16 protein-coding genes are annotated in these 21511 nt (G+C 40.6%); 12 read left to right on the forward strand and 4 right to left on the reverse strand.

Translation table 11 applies throughout. The features are described from left to right. The first annotated feature begins 21 nt into the window (after nucleotides 1-21). The 5 genes from ACL6C3_RS07780 to ACL6C3_RS07800 all read left to right on the forward strand — a co-directional run bounded on the left by ACL6C3_RS07780 (nucleotide 22) and on the right by ACL6C3_RS07800 (nucleotide 4805). Nucleotides 22-1146, forward strand: coding sequence for a THUMP domain-containing class I SAM-dependent RNA methyltransferase (locus ACL6C3_RS07780; RefSeq protein WP_413166594.1), 1125 nt, complete (start codon nucleotides 22-24; stop codon nucleotides 1144-1146). A gap of 13 nt (nucleotides 1147-1159) precedes the next feature. Further along, nucleotides 1160-1918: a carbonic anhydrase gene (locus ACL6C3_RS07785; RefSeq protein WP_413166595.1), complete on the forward strand. Its 759-nt coding sequence runs from the start codon at nucleotides 1160-1162 to the stop codon at nucleotides 1916-1918. Nucleotides 1919-2159: 241 nt separating this feature from the next. After that, complete coding sequence (gene grxC / locus ACL6C3_RS07790) at nucleotides 2160-2417, forward strand: glutaredoxin 3 (RefSeq protein ID WP_413168280.1); 258 nt, start codon at nucleotides 2160-2162, stop codon at nucleotides 2415-2417. A gap of 112 nt (nucleotides 2418-2529) precedes the next feature. Further along, nucleotides 2530-3513, forward strand: a complete 984-nt coding sequence (gene gshB, locus ACL6C3_RS07795; RefSeq protein WP_413166596.1) for a glutathione synthase — start codon at nucleotides 2530-2532, stop codon at nucleotides 3511-3513. A gap of 179 nt (nucleotides 3514-3692) precedes the next feature. After that, the gene (locus tag ACL6C3_RS07800; RefSeq protein ID WP_413166597.1) at nucleotides 3693-4805 is read left to right on the forward strand and encodes a Gfo/Idh/MocA family protein; all 1113 of its coding nucleotides are present in this window, start codon (nucleotides 3693-3695) and stop codon (nucleotides 4803-4805) included. A gap of 213 nt (nucleotides 4806-5018) precedes the next feature. On the opposite strand, the gene ACL6C3_RS07805 is transcribed toward ACL6C3_RS07800, so the two are convergent. After that, the gene (locus tag ACL6C3_RS07805; protein ID WP_413166598.1) at nucleotides 5019-8471 is read right to left on the reverse strand and encodes a diguanylate cyclase domain-containing protein; all 3453 of its coding nucleotides are present in this window, start codon (nucleotides 8469-8471) and stop codon (nucleotides 5019-5021) included. 33 nt (nucleotides 8472-8504) lie between these two features. Further along, nucleotides 8505-10250, reverse strand: coding sequence for a methyl-accepting chemotaxis protein (locus tag ACL6C3_RS07810; RefSeq protein WP_413166599.1), 1746 nt, complete (start codon nucleotides 10248-10250; stop codon nucleotides 8505-8507). 455 nt (nucleotides 10251-10705) lie between these two features. Between ACL6C3_RS07810 and ACL6C3_RS07815 the strand changes: the two genes are divergently transcribed. The 3 genes from ACL6C3_RS07815 to ACL6C3_RS07825 all read left to right on the forward strand — a co-directional run bounded on the left by ACL6C3_RS07815 (nucleotide 10706) and on the right by ACL6C3_RS07825 (nucleotide 15220). Then, nucleotides 10706-11653: an ABC transporter ATP-binding protein gene (locus tag ACL6C3_RS07815; protein WP_413166600.1), complete on the forward strand. Its 948-nt coding sequence runs from the start codon at nucleotides 10706-10708 to the stop codon at nucleotides 11651-11653. Between the two features lie 189 nt (nucleotides 11654-11842). Beyond that, complete coding sequence (locus ACL6C3_RS07820) at nucleotides 11843-13612, forward strand: hypothetical protein (RefSeq protein ID WP_413166601.1); 1770 nt, start codon at nucleotides 11843-11845, stop codon at nucleotides 13610-13612. A gap of 69 nt (nucleotides 13613-13681) precedes the next feature. Beyond that, nucleotides 13682-15220 (forward strand): hypothetical protein, encoded by a 1539-nt coding sequence (locus tag ACL6C3_RS07825; RefSeq protein ID WP_413166602.1) that lies wholly within the window; start codon nucleotides 13682-13684, stop codon nucleotides 15218-15220. On the opposite strand, the gene ACL6C3_RS07830 is transcribed toward ACL6C3_RS07825, so the two are convergent. Next, nucleotides 15217-16002, reverse strand: coding sequence for a globin domain-containing protein (locus ACL6C3_RS07830; protein ID WP_413166603.1), 786 nt, complete (start codon nucleotides 16000-16002; stop codon nucleotides 15217-15219). The genes ACL6C3_RS07825 and ACL6C3_RS07830 overlap by 4 nt on opposite strands. Nucleotides 16003-16364: 362 nt before the next feature. On the opposite strand from ACL6C3_RS07830, the gene ACL6C3_RS07835 reads away from it, so the two are divergent. After that, on the forward strand, nucleotides 16365-16952 hold the full coding sequence (locus ACL6C3_RS07835) for a hypothetical protein (protein WP_413166604.1): 588 nt from the start codon (nucleotides 16365-16367) through the stop codon (nucleotides 16950-16952). On the opposite strand, the gene ACL6C3_RS07840 is transcribed toward ACL6C3_RS07835, so the two are convergent. Next, entirely contained in the window at nucleotides 16947-17429 is a 483-nt protein-coding gene (locus ACL6C3_RS07840) for a hypothetical protein (protein WP_413166605.1), read from the reverse strand. The two genes, ACL6C3_RS07835 and ACL6C3_RS07840, sit on opposite strands and share 6 nt — an antisense overlap. Nucleotides 17430-17954: 525 nt before the next feature. Here ACL6C3_RS07840 and ACL6C3_RS07845 point away from each other — a divergent pair. Genes ACL6C3_RS07845 through ACL6C3_RS07855 form a run of 3 tightly spaced genes read left to right on the forward strand, consistent with a single transcriptional unit; the run spans nucleotide 17955 to nucleotide 21318 of the window. After that, a complete protein-coding gene (locus ACL6C3_RS07845) occupies nucleotides 17955-19388 on the forward strand; it encodes a circularly permuted type 2 ATP-grasp protein (RefSeq protein WP_413166606.1) in 1434 nt (477 codons plus the stop codon). Between the two features lie 39 nt (nucleotides 19389-19427). Next, nucleotides 19428-20426 (forward strand): alpha-E domain-containing protein, encoded by a 999-nt coding sequence (locus ACL6C3_RS07850; protein ID WP_413166607.1) that lies wholly within the window; start codon nucleotides 19428-19430, stop codon nucleotides 20424-20426. A 43-nt stretch (nucleotides 20427-20469) separates the two neighbouring features. After that, nucleotides 20470-21318, forward strand: a complete 849-nt coding sequence (locus ACL6C3_RS07855; RefSeq protein ID WP_413166608.1) for a transglutaminase family protein — start codon at nucleotides 20470-20472, stop codon at nucleotides 21316-21318. Nucleotides 21319-21511 lie beyond the last annotated feature (193 nt).

Consider the following 21511-nt stretch of genomic DNA (forward strand, 5'->3'; position numbering starts at 1 on the left):
CTCGATGAATCTGAGAATCTGATGAGCGAATATTTTGCCAAAGTTGCCCGAAGTTTGGAGTTAGTTGCAGCCCGAGAATTGGAAAGCTTAGGTGCTTTGGCGGTGCGTCCCGATTATACTGGAGTATATTTTGAAGGCGATCGCGAATTGCTTTATCGGGTGAATCTGTGGTCGAGGACGATTTTTCGGGTATTGGTTCCGATTCATAAATTTTCTTGTTCCGATGCCGAACAACTCTACAAAGCCGCTCAAAGCATTTCTTGGGAACAATACATTAAACCCGATCAGACCTTCGCGGTTCACTGCACGGGTCGAAATCGTTCGCTCAATCACACTCATTTTAGCGCCTTGCAGGTCAAGAATGCAATAGTCGATCAGCAGCGTCAACAGTGGGGCGAACGTTCAAGCATTGACACCGAAGATCCCGATATTGTGATTAATCTCCACATTGACCAAGATCGGGGAATTCTGAGTTTAGATAGTTCGGGAAACAGTTTACATCGACGGGGATATCGGCCGGCGGTGGGGAAAGCGCCCCTGAAGGAAACTTTAGCCGCAGCGTTGCTAGAAATGGCGCAATGGCAGCCAAATCTGCCTTTTTTAGACCCGATGTGCGGTTCGGGAACGTTACCCCTAGAAGCGGCGTTGAAGGGGTTGAACGTGGCGCCGGGGCTGTTTCGAGAGACGTTTGGGTTTATGAAATGGCAGGATTTTGATGGCCAGTTGTGGGACTCGCTGTATCAAGAAGCGGAAAAGAGTCAATTATCGGAGTTAAAGGCAATTGTAGCCGGATGCGATCGCGATGGTGAAATCTTAGCTCAAGCGCGTTATAATGCTCAACAGTGTGGAGTCGAAGATCAAATTCGTCTGACACAAACAACATTATTTCACCTCGAACCGCCGGCAGATCAAGGTATAATTATCTGCAATCCTCCCTATGGAGAACGGTTAGGTGATGTAAAAAAGTTGGGAAATTTATATCAACAGCTTGGAGATATTTTCAAGCAACGTTTCAAAGGGTGGACTGCATTCATTCTAACTGGAAATAAAGCCCTAGCCAAGCAAGTCGGACTGAGAACGGCGCAACGTCTTCCCGTTTACAATGGAACGATTGCTTGCACTTTACTGAAATACGAACTTTACTAACAGGCAGCCTCAAATGAACAGAATTAAAGGTTGGATGAGTTATTTTCTCATCTTCTTTTTTACCGTGCTAATTATTCCCGTTGCTTGTTCAAACAGTCAGCCAGAAATGGGCGAATGGGGCTATAAAGGTGAAATTGGGCCGGAAAATTGGGGAGAGTTAAAAGAAGACTTTGCGCTTTGTGAAACCGGACTGCAACAATCTCCAATCAATATTGACACCGAAGCTTTAACACCGAAACCCCAAATAGAATTTAGTTACGATTATACGCCGCTAAGAGTGATTAATCTAGGTCACACCGTTCAGGTCGAGTATGAACCCGGAAGTACAATTAAAGTTGATAACAAACAGTATGAATTGAAGCAATTTCACTTTCATTCGCCGAGCGAACATCAGTTAAATGGAAAATCTTATCCGATGGAAGTGCATCTAGTTCATCAAAGTTCCGATGGTGAATTAGCAGTCATTGGAATTTTCATGGAAGAAGGAACAAAAAATAGATTTATTTCCAGTATATGGCCTCATGTACCGAAAGAAACGCGAGAAAATCCTGTTAGTGGAGTGGCAATTAATGCCAGTGCGTTACCTCCTCAAGAACAAGTTTATTTTAATTACACCGGTTCGTTAACAACACCGCCCTGTAGTGAAGGGGTAAACTGGATCGTATTTGAAAAACCAATTGAAGTTTCAGACGAACAGATTGAATATTTTCGCTCTCATTACAATGTCAATGCTAGACCCGTTCAACCTTTAAATGAACGTCAGGTTATTTAATACCATTTCTTTCTAATCATGCAACTTTTTCTGTTCGCGTAGCGTGCCGTCAGGCATCCCCCCCGCGAACGCCACCCCCCTTTTTAAGGGGGGCAAGGGGGGATCAATTTAGATGCAGTTTCATAAAGAATTGGTATAAACAGTGAACAGCGACCAGTTATCACCTGACCAGTTGATTGGTTGAATGTGATCGCGCTTTGGGATTAAAATGAGGAAACGTTACTCACAAATTCACAATATTATGGCCGCTCAAGTAGAAATCTATACTTGGAGTTCCTGTCCTTTCTGTATCCGGGCGAAATCACTCCTCAAAAAGAAAGGCGTAGACTTCACCGAGTACGTGATCGATGGGGATGAAGAAGCGCGAGACAAGATGAGTCAACGCGCCAATGGTCGCCGTTCCGTTCCGCAAATTTTTATCGACGATCAACACGTTGGCGGTTGTGACGATATCCATGCGTTAGACGCCCAAGGAAAGCTCGATCCGATGTTAGCTTAATTTTTGGGATCACAATTTTTGGGATAACAATTGTGTGAAGGTGTAGCGTGATCGCGCTAGGATAAACAATGCGGCTTGATTGTTGCTCCTTCACCAATACCCTTAAAATCCGATGAAATTTGCATTCATCATAGACCCGATAGAAAAGCTGAACCCCGGCCATGATAGTAGTGTGGCGATCATGGAAGCCGCCCAAGCTTTGGGTCACGAAGTCTGGATCACCGAAACACACCAACTGACTGTTATTCAAGGGAAAGCCTGGGCGAGTCTCATTCCGGTTCGTCTGACTCCGGTTAAACGGGAAGGCGCGCGCTGGATCGCGGCTGAACTTTGGTTTTCGTTGGATAAACCGCAGTTACTCGCTTTAGAAGATATGGATGCGGTGTTTATGCGAACCGATCCGCCCGTGACGGTTCCTTATTTGTATGCGACTTATATTCTTGATTATATTGACTCTAGAAAAACGTTGGTGATTAATTCACCTCGCGGGTTGCGGGCGGCGAATGAGAAGATGTACGCTTTACAATTTACTGAAGCCATCCCGGAAACGATTGTCAGTCAAAGTAAACAGGTAATTCGGGAGTTTGTCGAGAAAAAAGAAGCGGCTGTTTTGAAGCCTTTGGGCGGAAAAGCGGGTGAAGGAATTTTATTTTTGGAACCTGGCGATCGCAATTTTAACTCTTTAATTGAGATTAGCACAAAATTAGGCCGAGAACCGGTGATGGTACAAACTTTTTTACCTGCGGCGAAAGACGGAGATAAGCGGATTATTTTGTTAGATGGGGAACCAATAGGGGCGGTTAATCGAATTCCGACGGGGAAAGAATTTCGCGGAAATATGGCGGTTGGCGGACGGGTTGCCCAAGCGGAAATTACGGATAGAGAACGAGAAATTTGTGTTCAATTGGCTCCAAAATTAAAAGAAGATGGGTTATATTTTGTAGGAATTGATGTGATTGGCGGCTATTTAACGGAAGTCAATGTTACCAGTCCAACGGGTATTCGGGAGGTGGATTTATTGGATAATGTTAATTTAGGAAAACAGGTGATTGAATGGATTGAAAATCGAGCTAAATCTAATATGATATCCAACTAATTAATGATGGTGATGTAAGGGCGGGTTCAGCCTGCGATCGAGGGCGACCACTCCCAGATTGAGTTAAACCCGCCCCGCAACCATAAAACGCATTAATCAACCGGAGATCATATAAGCAATAATTTTTTGAATTCACCAATTTGAATTGCACTAAAAAACTGACGAATTTGAGTTGAATAATGACGAATAAAATCGGAATTGCAGTGATCGGTACGGGGTTCGGAAAAAAGGTTCATATTCCCGGACTACAAGACCATCCGCGTACAGAAGTTGTGGCGGTTTATCATCGGGATATTGAGAAAGCCAAAGCAATGGCATCGAGTCATAATATCCCCCATGCGGCTGATAGTATTGAGGATATTGTTGGTTTACCGGATGTGACGGGTGTGGCGATTTCAACGCCGCCTTTTTTACATTATGACATGGCGAAGATTGTTTTACAAGCCAAGAAACATTTATTGTTAGAAAAACCGACAACGTTGACTGTAAATGAAGCGAAAAAACTCTATCAACTCGCCCAACAAAATAACTGTGTAACGGCGTTAGATTTTGAGTTTAGATTTATTCCAGCTTGGCAACATTTCGCCGAACTTTTGAGTCAAAATTATGTCGGTGAAAAACGGTTAATTAAAATTGATTGGTTGGTTTCGAGTCGGGCGAATCCTGATCGCAGTTGGAATTGGTACGCCCAAAAAGAAAAAGGCGGTGGGGCGTTGGGGGCTATCGGTTCTCATGCGTTTGATTATGTTGATTGGTTGTTCGGAAAAGTGAACCGAATGTGTAGTTTATTAAGCACGTCTATTCCTTTTCGTCCTGACCCCACAGAAGGCGGAAAATTAAAGCCTGTGGATGCGGATGATACTTGTAGTTTAATCTTAGAATTAGCGGACGGAACGCCCTGTCAGGTGAGTTTGAGTTCGGTAACATATCAAGGACGCGGACACTGGGTAGAAGTTTATGGAAGTGAAGGAACGCTAATTTTAGGAAGTGATAATCAACAGGATTATGTACATGGTTTTAAGCTGTGGGGAAGCAAAAACGGAGAGGCGTTAGCGGAGATTTCTATTCCTGAAAATTTACAGTTTCCCCGCGTTTATCCCGATGGAAGAATAGCGCCGTTTGTGCGGGTTGTTAACCAATGGGTAAGCGGAATTGAACAGGGAAAATCCTTAATTCCTTCGTTGCGTGAGGGCGTTTATTCCCAGTTGTTAATGGATTTAACTCACGAGTCGAGCGAAACGGGAACTTGGGTTAATATTCCCGATTTAGAGAGGGTTTTAGCAGGGGAATAAACAGCAAAATAAAAAGTAGGATGATTGGTGGGGACTAAAGAAGTCGGAAGTCAAAATTTTTGTAGGGGCGGGTTTATGTCAGTTATTGCTAGGAAACATAAATTTGTTCAGAACCCGCCCGTACAAATCTTCTTGTGAGGAGGGGGCGGGTTTATGTCAGTTATTGCTAGGAAACATAAATTTGTTCAGAACCCGCCCCTACAGTATTTTTTATCAATCATTGTTGCTGAGATAATAACAATTTCGCCCATTTTCTTTAGCTTGATAGAGGGCGAGGTCGGCTTTTTTAACTAAACTTTCAGGAGAATTAACTGTCGTTGGATAAGCTTGAGCAATGCCAAAACTGAGGGTAATTTGTGAACTCACAGATGAACTTTCATGGGGAAGATGAAGTTGGAAAATATCGGCTTGAATATTTTCTACTACTTGAATGGCTCCCAAACTATCAGTATTGGGTAAAATAATTACAAATTCTTCGCCTCCATAACGAGCGGCTAAATCGGCCGGGCGTCTGACTGCACGCCGAATAGCTTGAGCAACGTTCACCAAACATTCATCTCCGGCCGGATGACCGTAGGTATCATTATATCGTTTAAAATAATCAACATCGCAGAGAATTAAACACAAAAGACCTTTTTCTCGGATGAGACGATGCCATTCTTGATTCAGATATTCATCAAAATAACGACGGTTGGGAAGTTGAGTGAGTTGATCGTGAGTGGCGAGATGTTGAAGTTCTTGATTAACTTGTTGTAATTGTTGATAAAGTTGAGATTGTTGGATGGCGATCGCGAGTTGATTGGCGACGGTTCGAGCGAGTTCAATTTCAAAAGATTGCCAATCAGAATGTTGGGAATTTCTAATCAAACTTAGACTTCCCCAAAAAGAAGATTTCCAATAAATAGGAATCAGCAACCAAGCGCCGGGATAGGTGCGAGCATAAGCAGAATTCATTTCATCTTCTACCTGATTAATATCGGCAACCTGAACGATTTCAAGTTGTTTAAGTTGGGCGGCGAAGGGTTTATCTTCATCAGAAATTTCGGTTCCCAATGCTTTTTTAAACTTGGGATCTCGACAATATTCGCCCACATTTAACCAAACTTTTCGTTCGGGTAAATACTGCACAATATGAACCCAATCGGCATAAAGTAATCCAGCAATTTCATTAGAAGCGGTGGCAAAAATGGTGTTTAAATCTAAAGAGTTGCGAATGGCTTGAATCACTTCGTTAAGTGCGTGTTCTCGTTGGGCTTGATATTGGGCATATTGATAAAGTTCGCTTTGGGAAATTGCGATCGCAACTTGATCGGCGAGTTGACGGAGAAGTTCAATTTCTGGGTTTTGCCAAAGTCGGGGTTCTGAACAATGTTGAGCCACTAAAAGTCCCCATAATTTCTCACCGTGCAGAATAGGAATTACAAGATTTGCTCTAACTTGAAACTCAGCCAAAAGCTGAATATAACAGTCTGGCAGTCCACTATTATAAATATCTGAAGTGTTTTGAATGCGACCGTGAGTATAGGCGTGGATGCAATCATCGCTCGCTAAACCTTCATCAAAGAGGATTTTTCCCCGCAAAGATAACCAGAATTCATTAACTGATTCTGCAATTACAGTCCCTCTTTTATCGGGTTCAAAGCGATAAATTAAAACTCGATCCGTTTGCAAAAGTTGTCGAATTTCAGCAACGGTTGTTTCTAGAATATTATCTAAATTAAGGGATTGACGAATGCGTTGAGTAACCAGGGTAATGAGTTTTTCCCGTTGAGCCTGTTCTCGCAATCGTTTTTCATTTTGTTTTCTGGCGGTAATATCCTGTCCGATACCAATTTGACTACCATCGGATAAACGAATATTTGTCCAAGATGTTTCTACAATTTCTCCGGTTGCAGTTCGAGTTTGGAAATCTTTCCACTGTCTGTTTGTCGCTTGCATATGAGTCACAACTTGTTGATAATCATGGGGATTAGGATAGCATTGGAATAATAGATTTTGTTGTTGCCACTCTGCAAAAGACCAACCCAAAACTTGCTCCATTTCACGATTAATAAATTCTATTCGCCCCTCGGAATTAAAAAAGGTCAACATGATCGGGATATGATTGAAGATAGCTTCTAGAAGTTCGGTTTTATTTTGTAAGTCTAATTCGGCCCGTTTGCGAGTGCTAATATCGATAATATAACCAATAATTTCTATTGGCTGACCCCGTTCATCTTTCAGGAGTTGAGCTTGATCGTAAATCCAATGATAGGTTTGATCGCTGTGTAGACAACGATATTCTATCGTTATTTTTCCTTTTTTAAAAAGGGTTTTAATACCGTTATTAATTGTGCCTAAATCTTCGGGATGAATGCGAGAGTACCAGAAGTGATGAGGGTTATTGAGAAAGGTTTCGGCATCAAATCCCAAAACGGTTTTCACATTTTCACTAATATAGGTAACTCCATAGTTTCCTTGAGGTTGACAACTATAAATAATACCCGGACTAGAGGTGAGTAAATGTTGTAAACGATGGCTGAGAGATTGTAGGGCAATTTCTGCTTGTTTGCGATCGCTAATATCAGTAACGGAACCGAGAACTTGAAGGGGCTTTCCTTTTGCATCTCTTTGAAAGACAATTTCTCGACAGTTCAACCAACGCCATTCCCCGTTTTTGTGGCGAAATCGATATTCGGTGGAGAGGATTTCATCATCTTGGAGATAATCGAAACGATTGGGCAAACTGTAACATAAATGTCGATCTTCGGGATGAAAATGATCGATCAATAATTCGTGTTCCCAAGTGCAAAATTCTTCGGGAGAGTAGCCTAAAATTTCGATGCTCCGTTGGTTGAGATAAAGGCTTTTATTTTCGGTTAAATCAAAAAGATAGAGAATTTGGGGGACTGTATTGGTAAGTTTTTCTAAAAAACGTTGACTCTCGCGTAGTTTTTCCTCGGCTTGTTTGCGATCATTAATATCTTTTTCGTTGACTAAAATTAAAGGATTCCCCGTAACTGGATCTTCTGTTTTTCGCGCTTCTATTTTGTGCCAGCATAAACCGTTTTCTGTTTTGACTTGAGTTTCTACGCTAAATATTTTTCCTTGATTAATACAGTCTAAGGCTTGCTGTCCCAATTTGGGATCGAGAAAACGATTGAGAAAAATAGAGGAATTATTTGTAGAACTATCATCAAGATTTCCATAACACTTTTGAGCGGCTGAATTTTGCAGCAATAATTCACCCTCTAGACTGTAGAGAGAAATCATAAATGTGGTATGACGCCAAATTTCAAGTAACCGCAAAATCTCCGGATCAATTTGGGGATTTTGTTGGAGATGACCTTCTACAAGTATGGCTAACTGTCCTTCCTCAGTTTCAACTTTTGAACAGTGACAGCGAAGATAAATTATTTTTTCTTGAAAATAAATTTTGCAGTTATCCTCAATTATTATGCCCAATTCATGTTTGTTTAATCGGTTTAATATTGGGGTAAGTTTAGAGCGAAAATACTGTTTAAAAAGAGGACAAAACTCGTCGAAATTTTCAGCATCGAGCAGTTGCAAAGCCGCATCATTTGCCCACTGCACTTGACCGTTTTGTGGATCGTAGAGCCAGATGGGAGCGTGCAGGTATTGAAATGCAGTCAGATAAACCGATGTCAGTTTTTTAAATGGTTTCATTCTTGAGTATTATTTTGATTGATTAATCCTATTTTATAAAACATTTTTTAAATTATTAGCAGCATCATTTAGTTTTTCGCTACCGACTTTAATTTGATTAATTCCTTGGGCGGTTTCATTTGCTCCTTTTGTGAGGTTATTCATCGCTTGATTGACTTGCTGAGTCGCCAATGCTTGTTGTTTAGACATTAAAGCAATTTGTTTGCTACTATCTACAATTTGTTCCATTGATTTCGAGACTTCAAAAAAGACTTGAGCGGTTTGATGGGAAGTTTTTACTCCGGATTCTACATTTTTAGTTCCTTCTTCGGCAACTAATACAGTTGATTGAATCATATGTTGAATATCATTAACCAAGGTATTAATCTTTTGGCTCGATTTTTGACTCGCATCAGAAAGTTTACGAATTTCTGAGGCAACAACAGCGAATCCTTTGCCATATTCTCCGGCTCTAACGGCTTCTACAGAAGCATTTAAGGCTAACATATTGGTTTGATTGGATAAATCACTCACCACGTCAGAAATGCTCCCAATTTGATGAGTTTGTTCACTGAGACGTATAATTTTTTGAGCAATGGCTTCTACTTTCGCTTTTAAGATTTCCATTTCTTCTAAGGCTTGTTTAACCGCTTTATTTCCCTGTTCAACTTGATTTAAGGCTTGTTTAGCCCCCGCAACAGCCGCTTCTGCTTGTTGGGCAGATTGTTGAGATGAAATATTTAATTCATCCATTGTTACTGTCGTTTCTTGAACAGAAGATAACTGTTGGTTGGCGATTCGTTCCTGTTCATTAATCATTAAAAAAACTTGACTTACAAATTCACTAACTACCCCGACTACCTCTAAAATAGAATTCACTAATTTGCGGAATAAAATAATGCCAAATACCAAGAAAATTACCCCGGTAATTAGGGTCACAATCGTGGCGACACTAATAAAATCATCGACGGGTTTTAAAACAACCTTTTTTGGAGTTTTGTAAACCAATGTAAACGGATTTTCCTTGTATTTAGGGTCTGGAAAAATTGTATTATAGCTGAGGATATAGTTGGGAGAGTTAGTAATTATTCCACTGGTGTCGGAAAGAATTTTTTGAACAATTTCCGATGGATAATCTTTGCTTAAAGTTTCATTGTGTCCGAGTTCAAAACCCCAATTTTTTTCGGTGTTCGGGTGATTTAGGTAATATCCTTGAGAATTGACGACAAAAAACTGTTGCTCATATTCCGATTTTAAGTTTTGATTATCTACCAATTCAAATAAGCGTTCAACCAGAATATTAGCGACTAGAATGCCTTTTTTTTCACCCGCAGGATTGTAAATGGGAATCGCATAACGAATGACGGGTTTATAAGGAACTTCAATTTCTTGGTTGTTTCCCCGACTTAAATTAATCGGAGAGACGTAAATTTCACCTCTCTGTAAAGCCATCGTTTCCCGAAAAAATTCACTATAAGCTTTCTTTTGTAATTCAGAAGTCGGAACGATTTGCACTTGCCCATTGACAATATTAACTCTCACCATTTCATTGCCATTTTCATCGATATAACGAATTTGATCGTAATAAGGTCTATTCTTGAGAAAAGAGGTGAAAATAATGTTAAGTCGAGATACCCATTCTTGATAAGTAGATTGATCTTGAGAATCAATTCCCTTCCCTTCTCTAGCTCGAATAATTCCTTGTATTGGAGGTGTTTCACTCAAATATAAAATATCAGATCGAAAATTTTCTAAAAACAAACTGATAACTTTTACGCTGTTTTCTCCCTCATTACTCATGGCGCGAGATACAGAATTAATCAAATATTGACGAGATGATATGATATTAAATGTACCAATAGCCAGGACTGGAAAAATAATCCCAGCAATCAGAAGATATAAAAACTTACTTTGAGATTGACCACGCCTATTCCAGCTTAACATATGTTTTAACTTAGTTTTAACTGTTTTAATTCCGATTGTATCACGACCTTTTCATCCTCCGATGAAACCTTAACAATATTTATACCTATCGCCGTTTTTTGTCCGATTTATTGGAGAAGTTATCCCTTAATAAGTTGAGAAAAGGAGACTCAAAAAATAGCAGAATCGGGGACGGATAACTCAACAATGAATGGCAGTGAAGAATTAATTTTATCTAATTTTCAGCAATTTCCGAAAATCTGATGACGAATCCTGTAGAAAAAGGTTAGTCTGGATGCAGACCGACTGTTTACTCAACGCTTGACGATGACATGGCAGAACTAGCAATTGAAACTCGCGCACTGACGAAACAATTTGACCGTCATCTGGCGGTAAATGACTTGGATCTACAAGTTGGGGCGGGTGAAGTTTACGGATTGATTGGGCCGAATGGTGCCGGAAAAACAACTTTATTGCGGATGTTAGCAACTGCGGAAGAACCCACAACCGGCGAAATTTACATTCACGGTGAACGTTTAAAACGCGATCGCACCAATTCCAGTCTTAAACAACGTTTGGGTTATTTACCCGATGATTTTCCCCTGTATGATGACCTGACCGTTTGGGATTATTTAGATTATTTTGCGCGACTTTATTACTTGCGAGAACCGAAGCGATCGCGGCGTTTATATGAGGTTTTAGAACTGGTACAACTCACCCATAAACGCAAAAGTCAAATTGCCACATTATCGAGGGGAATGAAACAGCGTTTAAGTTTGGCGCGAACCATTATTCACGAACCGTTAGTGTTATTATTGGATGAACCCGTTTCGGGTTTAGATCCCATTGCCCGAATGCAGTTTCGGGATATTATTAAAAGCCTCCATGAAGCCCGAATGACTATTATCATTTCCTCTCATGTTTTAAGCGATTTAGAGGATTTTTGTACATCAATTGGGATTATGGAATTGGGTTATTTAGTTGAAAGTGCATCTTTACAACAACTGTATCAACGTTTAAGCCATCAACATATTTTAATCGGGGTGTTTGGCGATGTTGAGCCTTTAATTAATCAGTTAAAAAATCATCCCCGGGTTGAAGGATGGGAAATCATTCCTCAAACTGAAAAAGTCCGAGTTAAGTTTTCCGGAAACCCAGAAAATTGTGCGGATCTATTGCGGACATTGATGGCTGCAAATCTCGCGATCACCGAATTTGCTCCGGCTCAAGAAAGCTTAGAATCCATTTTCCTCAAGTTGGAACACAAGCAAGCCTCATAGAACCAACCCCATACAATTTAGCTCGATTATTTCAAAAATTTTTGGGGTGTTTAATGACTTCAAGTTAGAGAATTAGATGGTAAAATCAAAAAAACCCTCTAGTCTCCAACATTTTTTTTAGATAGAAGATCAACGTTCTAGCTAAAACCTGTTTGATGCTTTAAAGTTATCCCGTTCAGGAACATTAACATGAACATCCATTGGTTTAATCAAGTTTGGGAACTCAATCCCCAACTCTTTCGAGAAATAAAAGGAAAGTTTACTCGAAATAATCTCACTCTGGCAATTACTCTTTCTGTAATAATTCAATTGTTTGCTTATTTTTCCATTTGGAGCCGAAAAGCAAGCATGAATTTGATTAATTTGAGCAGTCAGTATTGCAATGCCAAAGACATTTACAAACAGTACGAACAACAATACACCCAAATTCAAAATCAACTTTATTCTTCCCCGACGGGTGAGCTTCCCATTAACCACCAAGCTTTAGAAGACAAGCTGTCTGAACTTAGTCGATTAATGAACGCTAACTGTCCGCCCGATGCGATTAATGTTTCTTTATGGTGGCGCGACTACTGGACCGAGATGTTTATGCTCTTGAGTGTATTTGCTTTCTTCGCGTTAATTGTAATCGGAAGCTATTTACTCATCAATGATTTAGCCACCGAAAACAGACGGGGAACACTCAACTTTATTCGTCTTTCTCCTCAGAATTATCGCAGTATTTTTATCGGGAAAATCTTAGGAGTACCCAGTTTACTCTACCTGGTGATTTTGTTACAAATTCCCTTTCATCTCTGGGCGGGAATTGCCGCTAAAATTCCCCTATTTGAAATTTTAAGTTTCTATGGGATTGTGATTGCAAGCTGCGCTTTTTTCTACAGTTTATCACTCCTGTTTGCGTTAATGACTGCGGGATTAAGTGGATTTCAAGCTTGGTTGGGTAGCGGTTCAATTTTCGCATTCTTGATGATTGCTAACAATAAACCTATCTATCAAGATGGTAGTGACTGGATCAACTTATTTTCTCCGTCTTTTATTCTACGGTATTTAATTGACGAAACCCATTCATCTTATCTCGGTTTTCCATTTGAGCATAATAGTATTCAAGCCTTAAAATGGTTTGAAATCCCTTTGGGAACATCAGGAACATTGATTTTTTTATTCTCTCTGTTCCATTTCGGAATCTGGACATTTTGGATTTGGCAAGGACTCAAACGTTCCTTTCACAATCCCGATGCTACGGTTTTCAGCAAACAACAAAGCTATTGGATTACAGGCGCTTTTACCCTGGCAAATTTAGGGTTTAATCTTCAGCGATTTGAACTCAAAGATGAATATTATGTAACCACCGCTTTTTTGTGGAATCTGATCCTGTTTTTAGGATTAATTGCGGCTTTATCTCCCCACCGTCAAACCCTCCAAGATTGGGCGCGATATCGACGAGAACGAGTCAATAAAAAAGCACATTTAATGTCGGATTTAATCCAAGGAGAACGTAGTCCGGCTGTGGTTGCAATTGGTCTCAATCTGGTGATTATGATTCTGTTATTTGGAATCACTATTTTATGGATGGGCTTACCCGATGAACGCCTAATCATATTGTTTGCTGTGCTGTTAAATGCCAGCTTAATTTGGATGTGTGCAAGCTTGGCTCAATTGGCGCTATTGATGAAAACCTCTAAACGGGTATTATGGACCCCTGTAATGGTCGGGTCTGTCCTCACTTTGCCTTTAATGGTTTGTTTTTTCTTAGGATTTGAACCCAATCAAAATCCCTTTCCTTTTCTCTTTTCTCCCTTTTCGTTTGTTACGGTTCAATATGCAAGTGCTTCCTTGATTTTGACTGCGATTGTTAGTCAATCAATGTTCACTATTTTATTGAATTTACGGCTAACACGACAACTGAAAAAAGCAGGTGAATCGACTACAAAAGCTTTATTTAGTGGTCACTCGGTTTAACTTCCTAAAAAGGGTGGCCTGTGAAAACCCACCCTTGATTCTCATTTAAAATTCATTGGAAAAATTACCATGACTCACACCCTATCTAACCCCTTAAAAGAATGGAATCCGCAGTTATTGCGAGAACTAAAAGGTCGCCTCAAACCCCTCAATATTAGCATCGCAATAGCTATTTCTCTGATCGCTCAATTTGTGATTGTTGACTCTCTAGAGTATGACTGGTTTAATATTTTTATCGTTCTGAGTTTAAGTGCAATGACGGCGATTTTAGCCTTTGGAACCTTCATGTTAATTAGCGACTTAGACCAAGAAGAACGACGGGGAACCCTCGACTTTATCCGCCTAACTCCCCAGTCTGGAACTCATCTTTTTATCGGTAAATTGTTGGGTGTTCCCTGTATTTTATACCTGGCTGTTGCTTTGGCAATTCCCTTGCAATTGTGGTCCGGGTTGCTGAGTGGTTTTAATCTGGTAGAGACTTTAGGATTTGATATTATCCTGATTTTGCGCTCAGTTTTTGTGTTGAGTTTGGCTCTATTGTTTGGGTTAGTTAAAGGAAACTTAAGCGGACTAAAACCTTGGTTAGCGAGTGCATTTGTACTATTTTGTTTGTTTGTTTTTATGGTCATTTTCCCCCATTCACCAACTTTAAATAACGCATGGGATGCAATAAAAATCTTTTCTCCTTCTCCACTTTTACCTTATTTTCTGTCTGAATCTCCCCAACAACAAATTTTTGATAGATCGGCTGAATATTACATAACAGAACTTCAAAGTCTACGCTGGTTTTATCTCCCCATCGGTGCAAATGTTGTGAGTTTAAGCTTATTTTATCTGGTTAACTATCTGGCTTGGACTCGATTAACTTGGCAAGGAATTAACCGTCTTTTTCAAAATCCTACCGCTACAATTATCAGCAAACGTCAGAGTTATATCATCACTGCTGCTTTTACCCTTCTGAGTTTAGGATTCTCGCTCAAAAACTTTGGATTGATAAATTATATACTCTTAATCAGCCAAAGTATTTTAGTCTTTTTTGCGTTAATTGCTGCACTTTTACCCAACCGTTTAACCCTGCAAGACTGGCTGCAAGACTATCCTGTAAAGTTAAAAAACAAACAGGATTTCATCTCTGATTTAATATGGGGTGAAAAAAGTCCGGCGATTCTCGCGATTGCCATTAACCTAACAATCATTTCAGTTCCCACCGGCTTGATAACACTTTTCAGCGTCAATTCTTTTGACGAACAATGTCGGATACTGTTGGGGCTGTTTTTGAATGCCAGTTTCATTTTACTCTGTGCAAGTTTAGCCCAACTCCTGTTATTAATGAAAACCAAAAGACGGGCATTATGGACAACTGGCATTCTCAGCGCTCTGATTATTTTACCCCCAATTTTGTTTAGTATTTTTCAACTTTACCCCCATCAATCCACGATGTTTTTCCTCTTTTCGGCGCTATTCTTTATAGCGATAAAAGAAGCCGCTATTCCTTCGCTGATCGTTGTTTTTATCGGTCAAGCCCTAATCTTAACCGTCTTAAATCAGCAATTTGTTCGTCAGCTAAAAATGATGAGGAAATCCCGATCTAAAACGTTAGCATCTTAGGCTTCTTGCTCATAAATTTGATGCTCTCTCTTGATGAAAACTTCTGCTAAAAGTTGATAGGCTTCTTTCCAAGCAGCCATCACTTCATCAGTGGCGGCATCGCCCAAAACGTCTTTCATCGCCTGTAACAAACTCTCTCCAACAATCGAATATTGTTCCGGTTGAACGTGGGTTTCAACATGGCGATGAGCGACTCTTTCCACCATTGATTTTAAAGATTCTAAGTCATCAATATGAGTCGCATAACTGTAAATTGCGGTGGCTAACCGGGCGGGTTGAGAACCATTTTTTTGATCTTCCATGTTAAATTGTTCTTTAACTTCGGGATGATTTTTAAACATGATTTCATACATCCGAGTTGTAATCTCCTGACCCTGTTTTTTTAATAAAGGAGCGGTCGATTTAATCCGTTCAAGAGTTTCGGGACTAACAAAGGTTTTGACTTGAGGCTGTTCGGAAAGGATGAGAACAAAAGCGAGGTTTTCTTCGGCTTCTAAGGCATGGGGAGCATGGGCGGGCATAAATACAAATACCCCCGGATTTAACAGAATTTTTTCTTGATTTAGTGTTAAAGTTCCGGCTCCTTCAAACACCATGACTGTTGCGTTGCGAGTCGAAGTATGTTCTTCTATTTCAGTTCCTTTTGCCAAACAAAACAGCGTATATTGACTGTTTTTATCTTTGAGAATAACTTTGCTTAAAATTCCCTGCTGAGGATATTCAATTAATGCTTGTAAATTACTGTTGTAGGGAGCGTTGGGTGTTGCAATTGTATTCGCCATGATTTTTTCTCCTGTTGTTTCTCCGTTTTTACCGTCAAATGGTAAACTTTACTTAAGAATGAATACTTATCCGATCTCCGGTTGATTAATGGGTGTTATTGGGGCGGGTTTATGTAAATCTTTGAGTAGTAGTAAAGATCTTGGCGGAACCCGCCCCTACATCACAATTATTGATTGGTCGGAGATGATATCAACCTCCAATTCGGGGCTTTTGCGGTACACTTGTTCTTATCTTTACTGTAGCGAATTATTTTAATTTTGTATCCGACCGAACGGATAATTTAATCAATTCTGAGAAAATTCGGATTTTGTAGCTGGAAACGAGTAATTGCAAATATAGGCGTTCTCAGGTTGAATTTGCGATGAAAAATCTTTCCTATTTTTTAACAATTACTCTCGCCAGCTTAACCCTGCTGAGTTTAAGCAGTTGTAATTCTGGGGATTTAGAAGCTGAGTCTTCAAAGTCAGCCCAAGCCTTAGATGAACCGACTCAGACCCAACCTTCTACATCCACAAATTTAACGAGTCAAACTTCCCCCAAAAAGTCTGAAAAACCAACCGCAACTCCTCCGGTTTTAAAAGAAGCAACCGCCCCGACAAATACCATACCGATTAATATTTATCGGGTTGATAGTGAATGCTCAAATTTAGTTGCTGAACCCGTGACTGTTCCCCTCGATGGCGCCGTTGAAGCCGCAGTTGCTAAAACCTTAGAAATGCAATCCGGTTTTGAATTACCCTTAAATTATCGGGTAACAGTCGATCCTGACTATCAAATTGCAGTCATCGATCTGCGGGTTCCCCCGTCCTCTCGCCGCAGTTTATATTCACTCTCAGCTTGCGAACAATTCACTTTATTTCAGACTTTGCGAGAAACGTTAACCGGCAACCCCGATTTAAAAATTCAGGACGTTTATTTCACCAATTTGGGTGAAGATTTGGTCTTATGATCTCAACTGTTGCCATCGAGTTCTTAAGTAAAGAAATACCGGAAATTGATAGGCTTCTGCGATTAACCACAACACTAAAAATAGATGAGATAAAAAGGCGATAACTGTCCACATAATCGGAAACCAAGCCCACACACTACCCGAAACTGGAGGAAACAAAAAAGCAGATAATCCGATCAAAGTCGGTGGAAAAATAATGATCGCCAAAGCCGCCAACCAATAGAACCAACTTAATTCTAAGTTTCCAATATGTTCTCCTTGCCAACTTTGACCATTCCATCGCCAGGTGATAGAGGGTTCGCGATCTGCCATTTTCAGAAGTTGTTTTTCTGGATGAATGGTAAAAATGTGGCGACACACATCACAACCAAATGCGTCCATCAAAGCTATGTTAGACAGACGACCGCAGCGACACACCGGACAGGGATAAATTTCCTGATAGCTTAATGGGTTTTCCTTTTCTTTGAACATGAACATATGTTAATCCTGTATTCATTCTATCCCAAAAATCTTTGTAGTTCTTAATCGTTTTTCATCTTTTGGTCAATAGTCTGTACTGACATCAATTAATGTAACACAACCGCTCCAAATCAACATCAATCTTTGTATAGGGATGCTCTCCTGGCTTTCCTCTGGGGAGATAGTTGTATAATTAGTTACAGCATCCGGGGTCAAATTTTCTCTGGGCAGAGATCGGATGGAGACCAATTTTAAAAAAATTCTGAAATTTTCATCGATTTCGTCGCGAACAATCGGGTCATTTTTGTTAATTTTTTTTGATCGCCTTCAAAAAAATATCCAACGGTCACAAGTTCTGGTAAAGTAATAAATACCCTCCTAAATAGGGAGTTAACTACTCATCCCTTGATGTGTTGTTAACAGCAAATCAGAGAATTATCAAAAAATCAGTGCGCTGAGATACAAATTTTCTGAACCGATCAATCGATTTGACAACCATCAAGTCAAATTACTTCGTTGTGACAGCAATAGGGACAAAAGCCAGTGCGATTTGATTCCTACGAACCCGGGGACTTCTACGATGAACTTTTTATCGCCAAAGGGCAACCTCGCCCCGAAGCGAAACTCCTAATTGAACGGATTAATTCTCTTTCTCCAGGGGAATTAACGATGCGACAGCAAGCCGCTCAAATGGCTTTAATCAAGTTGGGAGCAACCTTTAATGTTTACGGAGATCATCAAGGTGCAGAACGAGTTTTTCCGTTTGATATTATCCCTCGAATTGTCTCGGCTTCGGAATGGGAATGGTTAGAAAAAGGACTCAGGCAACGAATCCATGCTTTAAACTTATTCATTGCCGATATTTACAGCGATCAAAAAATCATCAAAGATGGCATAATTCCCGCCGATTTGATTTATTCTTCTAAAGGATTTCTCAAACCTTGTATGGGATTAAAACCCCCCCAAGGAATTTGGTGTCATATTACCGGAACCGATTTGGTTCGCGATCGCGACGGACAATGGTATGTACTCGAAGATAATCTCCGCTGTCCTTCGGGAATTTCTTATGTACTCGAAAATCGGCGCGTGATGAAAAGTACATTTCCGCAAATTTTTGCCACCTTAGGAATTCAGCCGGTGGATGAATATGCGAGTCATTTATTAGAAACATTACTCAATCTCGCCCCGCCCCATATCGCCGATCCGATGGTGGTGGTTTTAACGCCGGGAATCTACAATTCCGCCTACTTTGAACATTCTTTTCTCGCCCAACAAATGGGGATAGAATTAGTCGAAGGGCGAGATTTAGTGGTGGTCGATGGTTACGTGCAGATGCGAACCACCAAAGGCTTAAAACGAGTTGATGTTATTTATCGTCGAATTGATGATAACTTTATCGATCCGCTAGCATTTAATCCCGAATCTTTACTCGGAATACCGGGTTTAATGCAGGTTTATAGCGAAGGTCGAGTCGCCCTCGCCAATGCGTTAGGATCGGGAGTTGCCGATGATAAAGTCATCTATGCTTACGTTCCCCAAATGATTCGCTATTACCTGAATGAAGATCAAATGTTACCCAATGTTCCGACTTATTTATGTTGGGAAAAAGAACAACTGGATTATGTGTTAGCGAACCTGGATAAATTAGTTGTAAAAGCCGCCAACGAAGCCGGGGGTTATGGAATGTTAGTCGGAACCCAATCCACCCCAGAAGAACGTCAAGAATTTGCGGAAAAAATTAAAGCCAATCCCCGCAACTATATCGCTCAACCCACCTTATCTTTATCCCGAGTTCCAACCCTCTTAGAAGACAAATTTGAGGGCTGTCATGTCGATTTACGGCCCTATATCCTCTACGGTAAAGACATTTACGTTCATCCGGGCGGCTTAACCCGAGTTGCCTTAAAAAAAGGTTCTTTGGTGGTGAATTCTTCCCAAGGCGGAGGAAGTAAAGACACTTGGGTTTTGAAAAATTAATTCACTTAATTAACCGTAAAAATCAACTAAAAAACGCCTATGTTAAGCCGTGTTGCAAATTCAATTTATTGGCTCAATCGCTATGTAGAACGGGCTGAAAATATCGCCCGATTCATTGATGTCAATCACAATTTATTGTTAGATTCTCCCTCGGGACTCGAACAACAATGGCAACCTTTAGTATTAATCACCGGAGATGTACAACTGTTTAAAGAACGTTACGGACAAGCCAACGCCGAAAACGTGATTCAGTTTTTGACTTTTGACGCAAATTATCCCAACTCAATCTTATCTTGTTTAAAAGCCGCCCGAGAAAACGCCCGCTCAATTCGAGAAATTATTTCCTCAGAAATGTGGGAACAAGTCAACGAATTTTATATGATGGTTCGGGATGCAGCCTTAGGACAAAATCCCTGTGATTTACCCGAATTTTTCTATCAAGTCAAACTGCACGGACATCTATTTGCGGGAATCATGGATGGTACCATGTCTCATAACGAAGGCTGGCATTTTGGTAATATTGGACGGTTATTAGAACGAGCCGATAAAGCCTCCCGAATTTTGGATGTAAAATATTATATTCTCTTACCTTCTGTAGAAGACGTTGGTACCACCCTCGATGAAATTCAATGGATAGCCCTGTTAAAATCAACCAGCGCCTATGAAATGTACCGCAAACGGCAAAAACGCCATCAAATTACCCCCTACGGCGTGGTTGAATTTTTTGTTTTAGATCGAGAATTTCCCCGTTCCATTCAATACTGTTTTCTCCACGCCGAACAATCTTTACATCAAATCACCGGCAGTTTATCCGGCACCTGGCAAAACTCCGCCGAACGAGAATTAGGACGACTAAGAGCCGAATTAGACTATCTGACAATCGATGAAATAACCGAAATCGGATTGCACGAATTTCTTAATAATTTGCAGTGCAAAATTAATCTCGTCGGAGATAAAATGTTTGAAACCTTCTTTGCTTTAGAACCCATCCCCAATCAAATAACAATCAGTTCCCGACAAACAATTTCGACGGTTTAAATCGGGGAAAATTGGATCGGGAAATATAGAGACATCACTATCGATGGATTACCAAATTACTCACACAACCACTTACACCTATACTGAACCCGTAAATTTGACGCCTCACATCGTTCGCCTGCGCCCCCGTTGTGATGCCTTTCAAACCTTACAATCTTTTGCAATAGACATCTTTCCCGAACCCGCAGGTGAATCTCATCTTGTTGATTTAGGCGGAAATGACATCATCAAACTCTGGTTTAAACACCCCACCGAGCAACTGAATATTAAAGTCAGTTCTCACGTTCAAACCCACTGCACAAATCCCTTTAACTATCTGTTAGAATCTTGGGCGCTAGAATTGCCGATTACCCATTATCCTCAGTCCATGTTTGCCCATCTTCAACCCTATTTACAATCCAATTTTGTCGATCCGATTATCGCTCAACTCGCCCAAGAAATTTGGAATAGTTCGAGCGCCAGTGTTACGGGTTTTTTACATACTCTCAATCAACGAATTTACCAAACTTGTCAGCATATTATCCGAGAAACCGGCGCACCACTTCCCCCCGGAATTACTTGGACTCAGCAATTTGGTTCCTGTCGAGATTTAGCCGTTGTGTTCATCGCCGCTTGTCAGGCGGTCGGAATTGCAGCAAGATTTGTGAGTGGATATTGTGAAGGGGATTTATCCTATCAAGAACAACATCTTCACGCTTGGGCGGAGGTTTACTTACCGGGTGCGGGTTGGCGAGGTTACGATCCCACCCAAGGGTTAGCCGTTAGCGATCGCCATATTGCTCTAGTCGCCAGCGCCATTCCCCGCGATGCGGCGCCAATTACCGGCAGTTTTCAGGGAGTCGGTGCCAAATCTCAAATGAACTATAGCGTTTCCATTGAAAAAATCAATTGAGGGGTGAGCTTCCATTGGGGTTATCCCCCTGAATTTTTTGGCGATCGCCAAGATTGTACCTGAACTTTTCTATCTTTTTTCCTCTGAGTTGGGAAGATCGCCTCTCAACTCCTGAACTTATCCCTATCGACTTCTGGGACAAAATCCGTCACACTAAAGAGTAGATCAGCCAAAAACTATCTTGTAGATCGGA

Source organism: Capilliphycus salinus ALCB114379, from assembly GCF_047276495.1.
Lineage (GTDB): Bacteria > Cyanobacteriota > Cyanobacteriia > Cyanobacteriales > Microcoleaceae > Capilliphycus > Capilliphycus salinus.

What these genes read in the sequence shown, in the direction of transcription:
- ACL6C3_RS07785 (WP_413166595.1), top strand. Translation starts at nt 1,160, where the DNA reads ATGAACAGAATTAAAGGTTGGATGAGTTATTTTCTCATCTTCTTTTTT.
- ACL6C3_RS07840 (WP_413166605.1), bottom strand. Translation starts at nt 17,429, where the DNA reads ATGTTCATGTTCAAAGAAAAGGAAAACCCATTAAGCTATCAGGAAATT.
- grxC (WP_413168280.1), top strand. Translation starts at nt 2,160, where the DNA reads ATGGCCGCTCAAGTAGAAATCTATACTTGGAGTTCCTGTCCTTTCTGT.
- ACL6C3_RS07855 (WP_413166608.1), top strand. Translation starts at nt 20,470, where the DNA reads ATGGATTACCAAATTACTCACACAACCACTTACACCTATACTGAACCC.
- ACL6C3_RS07800 (WP_413166597.1), top strand. Translation starts at nt 3,693, where the DNA reads ATGACGAATAAAATCGGAATTGCAGTGATCGGTACGGGGTTCGGAAAA.
- ACL6C3_RS07825 (WP_413166602.1), top strand. Translation starts at nt 13,682, where the DNA reads ATGACTCACACCCTATCTAACCCCTTAAAAGAATGGAATCCGCAGTTA.
- ACL6C3_RS07780 (WP_413166594.1), top strand. Translation starts at nt 22, where the DNA reads ATGAGCGAATATTTTGCCAAAGTTGCCCGAAGTTTGGAGTTAGTTGCA.
- ACL6C3_RS07810 (WP_413166599.1), bottom strand. Translation starts at nt 10,250, where the DNA reads ATGAGTAATGAGGGAGAAAACAGCGTAAAAGTTATCAGTTTGTTTTTA.
- ACL6C3_RS07820 (WP_413166601.1), top strand. Translation starts at nt 11,843, where the DNA reads ATGAACATCCATTGGTTTAATCAAGTTTGGGAACTCAATCCCCAACTC.
- gshB (WP_413166596.1), top strand. Translation starts at nt 2,530, where the DNA reads ATGAAATTTGCATTCATCATAGACCCGATAGAAAAGCTGAACCCCGGC.
- ACL6C3_RS07850 (WP_413166607.1), top strand. Translation starts at nt 19,428, where the DNA reads ATGTTAAGCCGTGTTGCAAATTCAATTTATTGGCTCAATCGCTATGTA.
- ACL6C3_RS07830 (WP_413166603.1), bottom strand. Translation starts at nt 16,002, where the DNA reads ATGGCGAATACAATTGCAACACCCAACGCTCCCTACAACAGTAATTTA.
- ACL6C3_RS07835 (WP_413166604.1), top strand. Translation starts at nt 16,365, where the DNA reads ATGAAAAATCTTTCCTATTTTTTAACAATTACTCTCGCCAGCTTAACC.
- ACL6C3_RS07805 (WP_413166598.1), bottom strand. Translation starts at nt 8,471, where the DNA reads ATGAAACCATTTAAAAAACTGACATCGGTTTATCTGACTGCATTTCAA.
- ACL6C3_RS07815 (WP_413166600.1), top strand. Translation starts at nt 10,706, where the DNA reads ATGGCAGAACTAGCAATTGAAACTCGCGCACTGACGAAACAATTTGAC.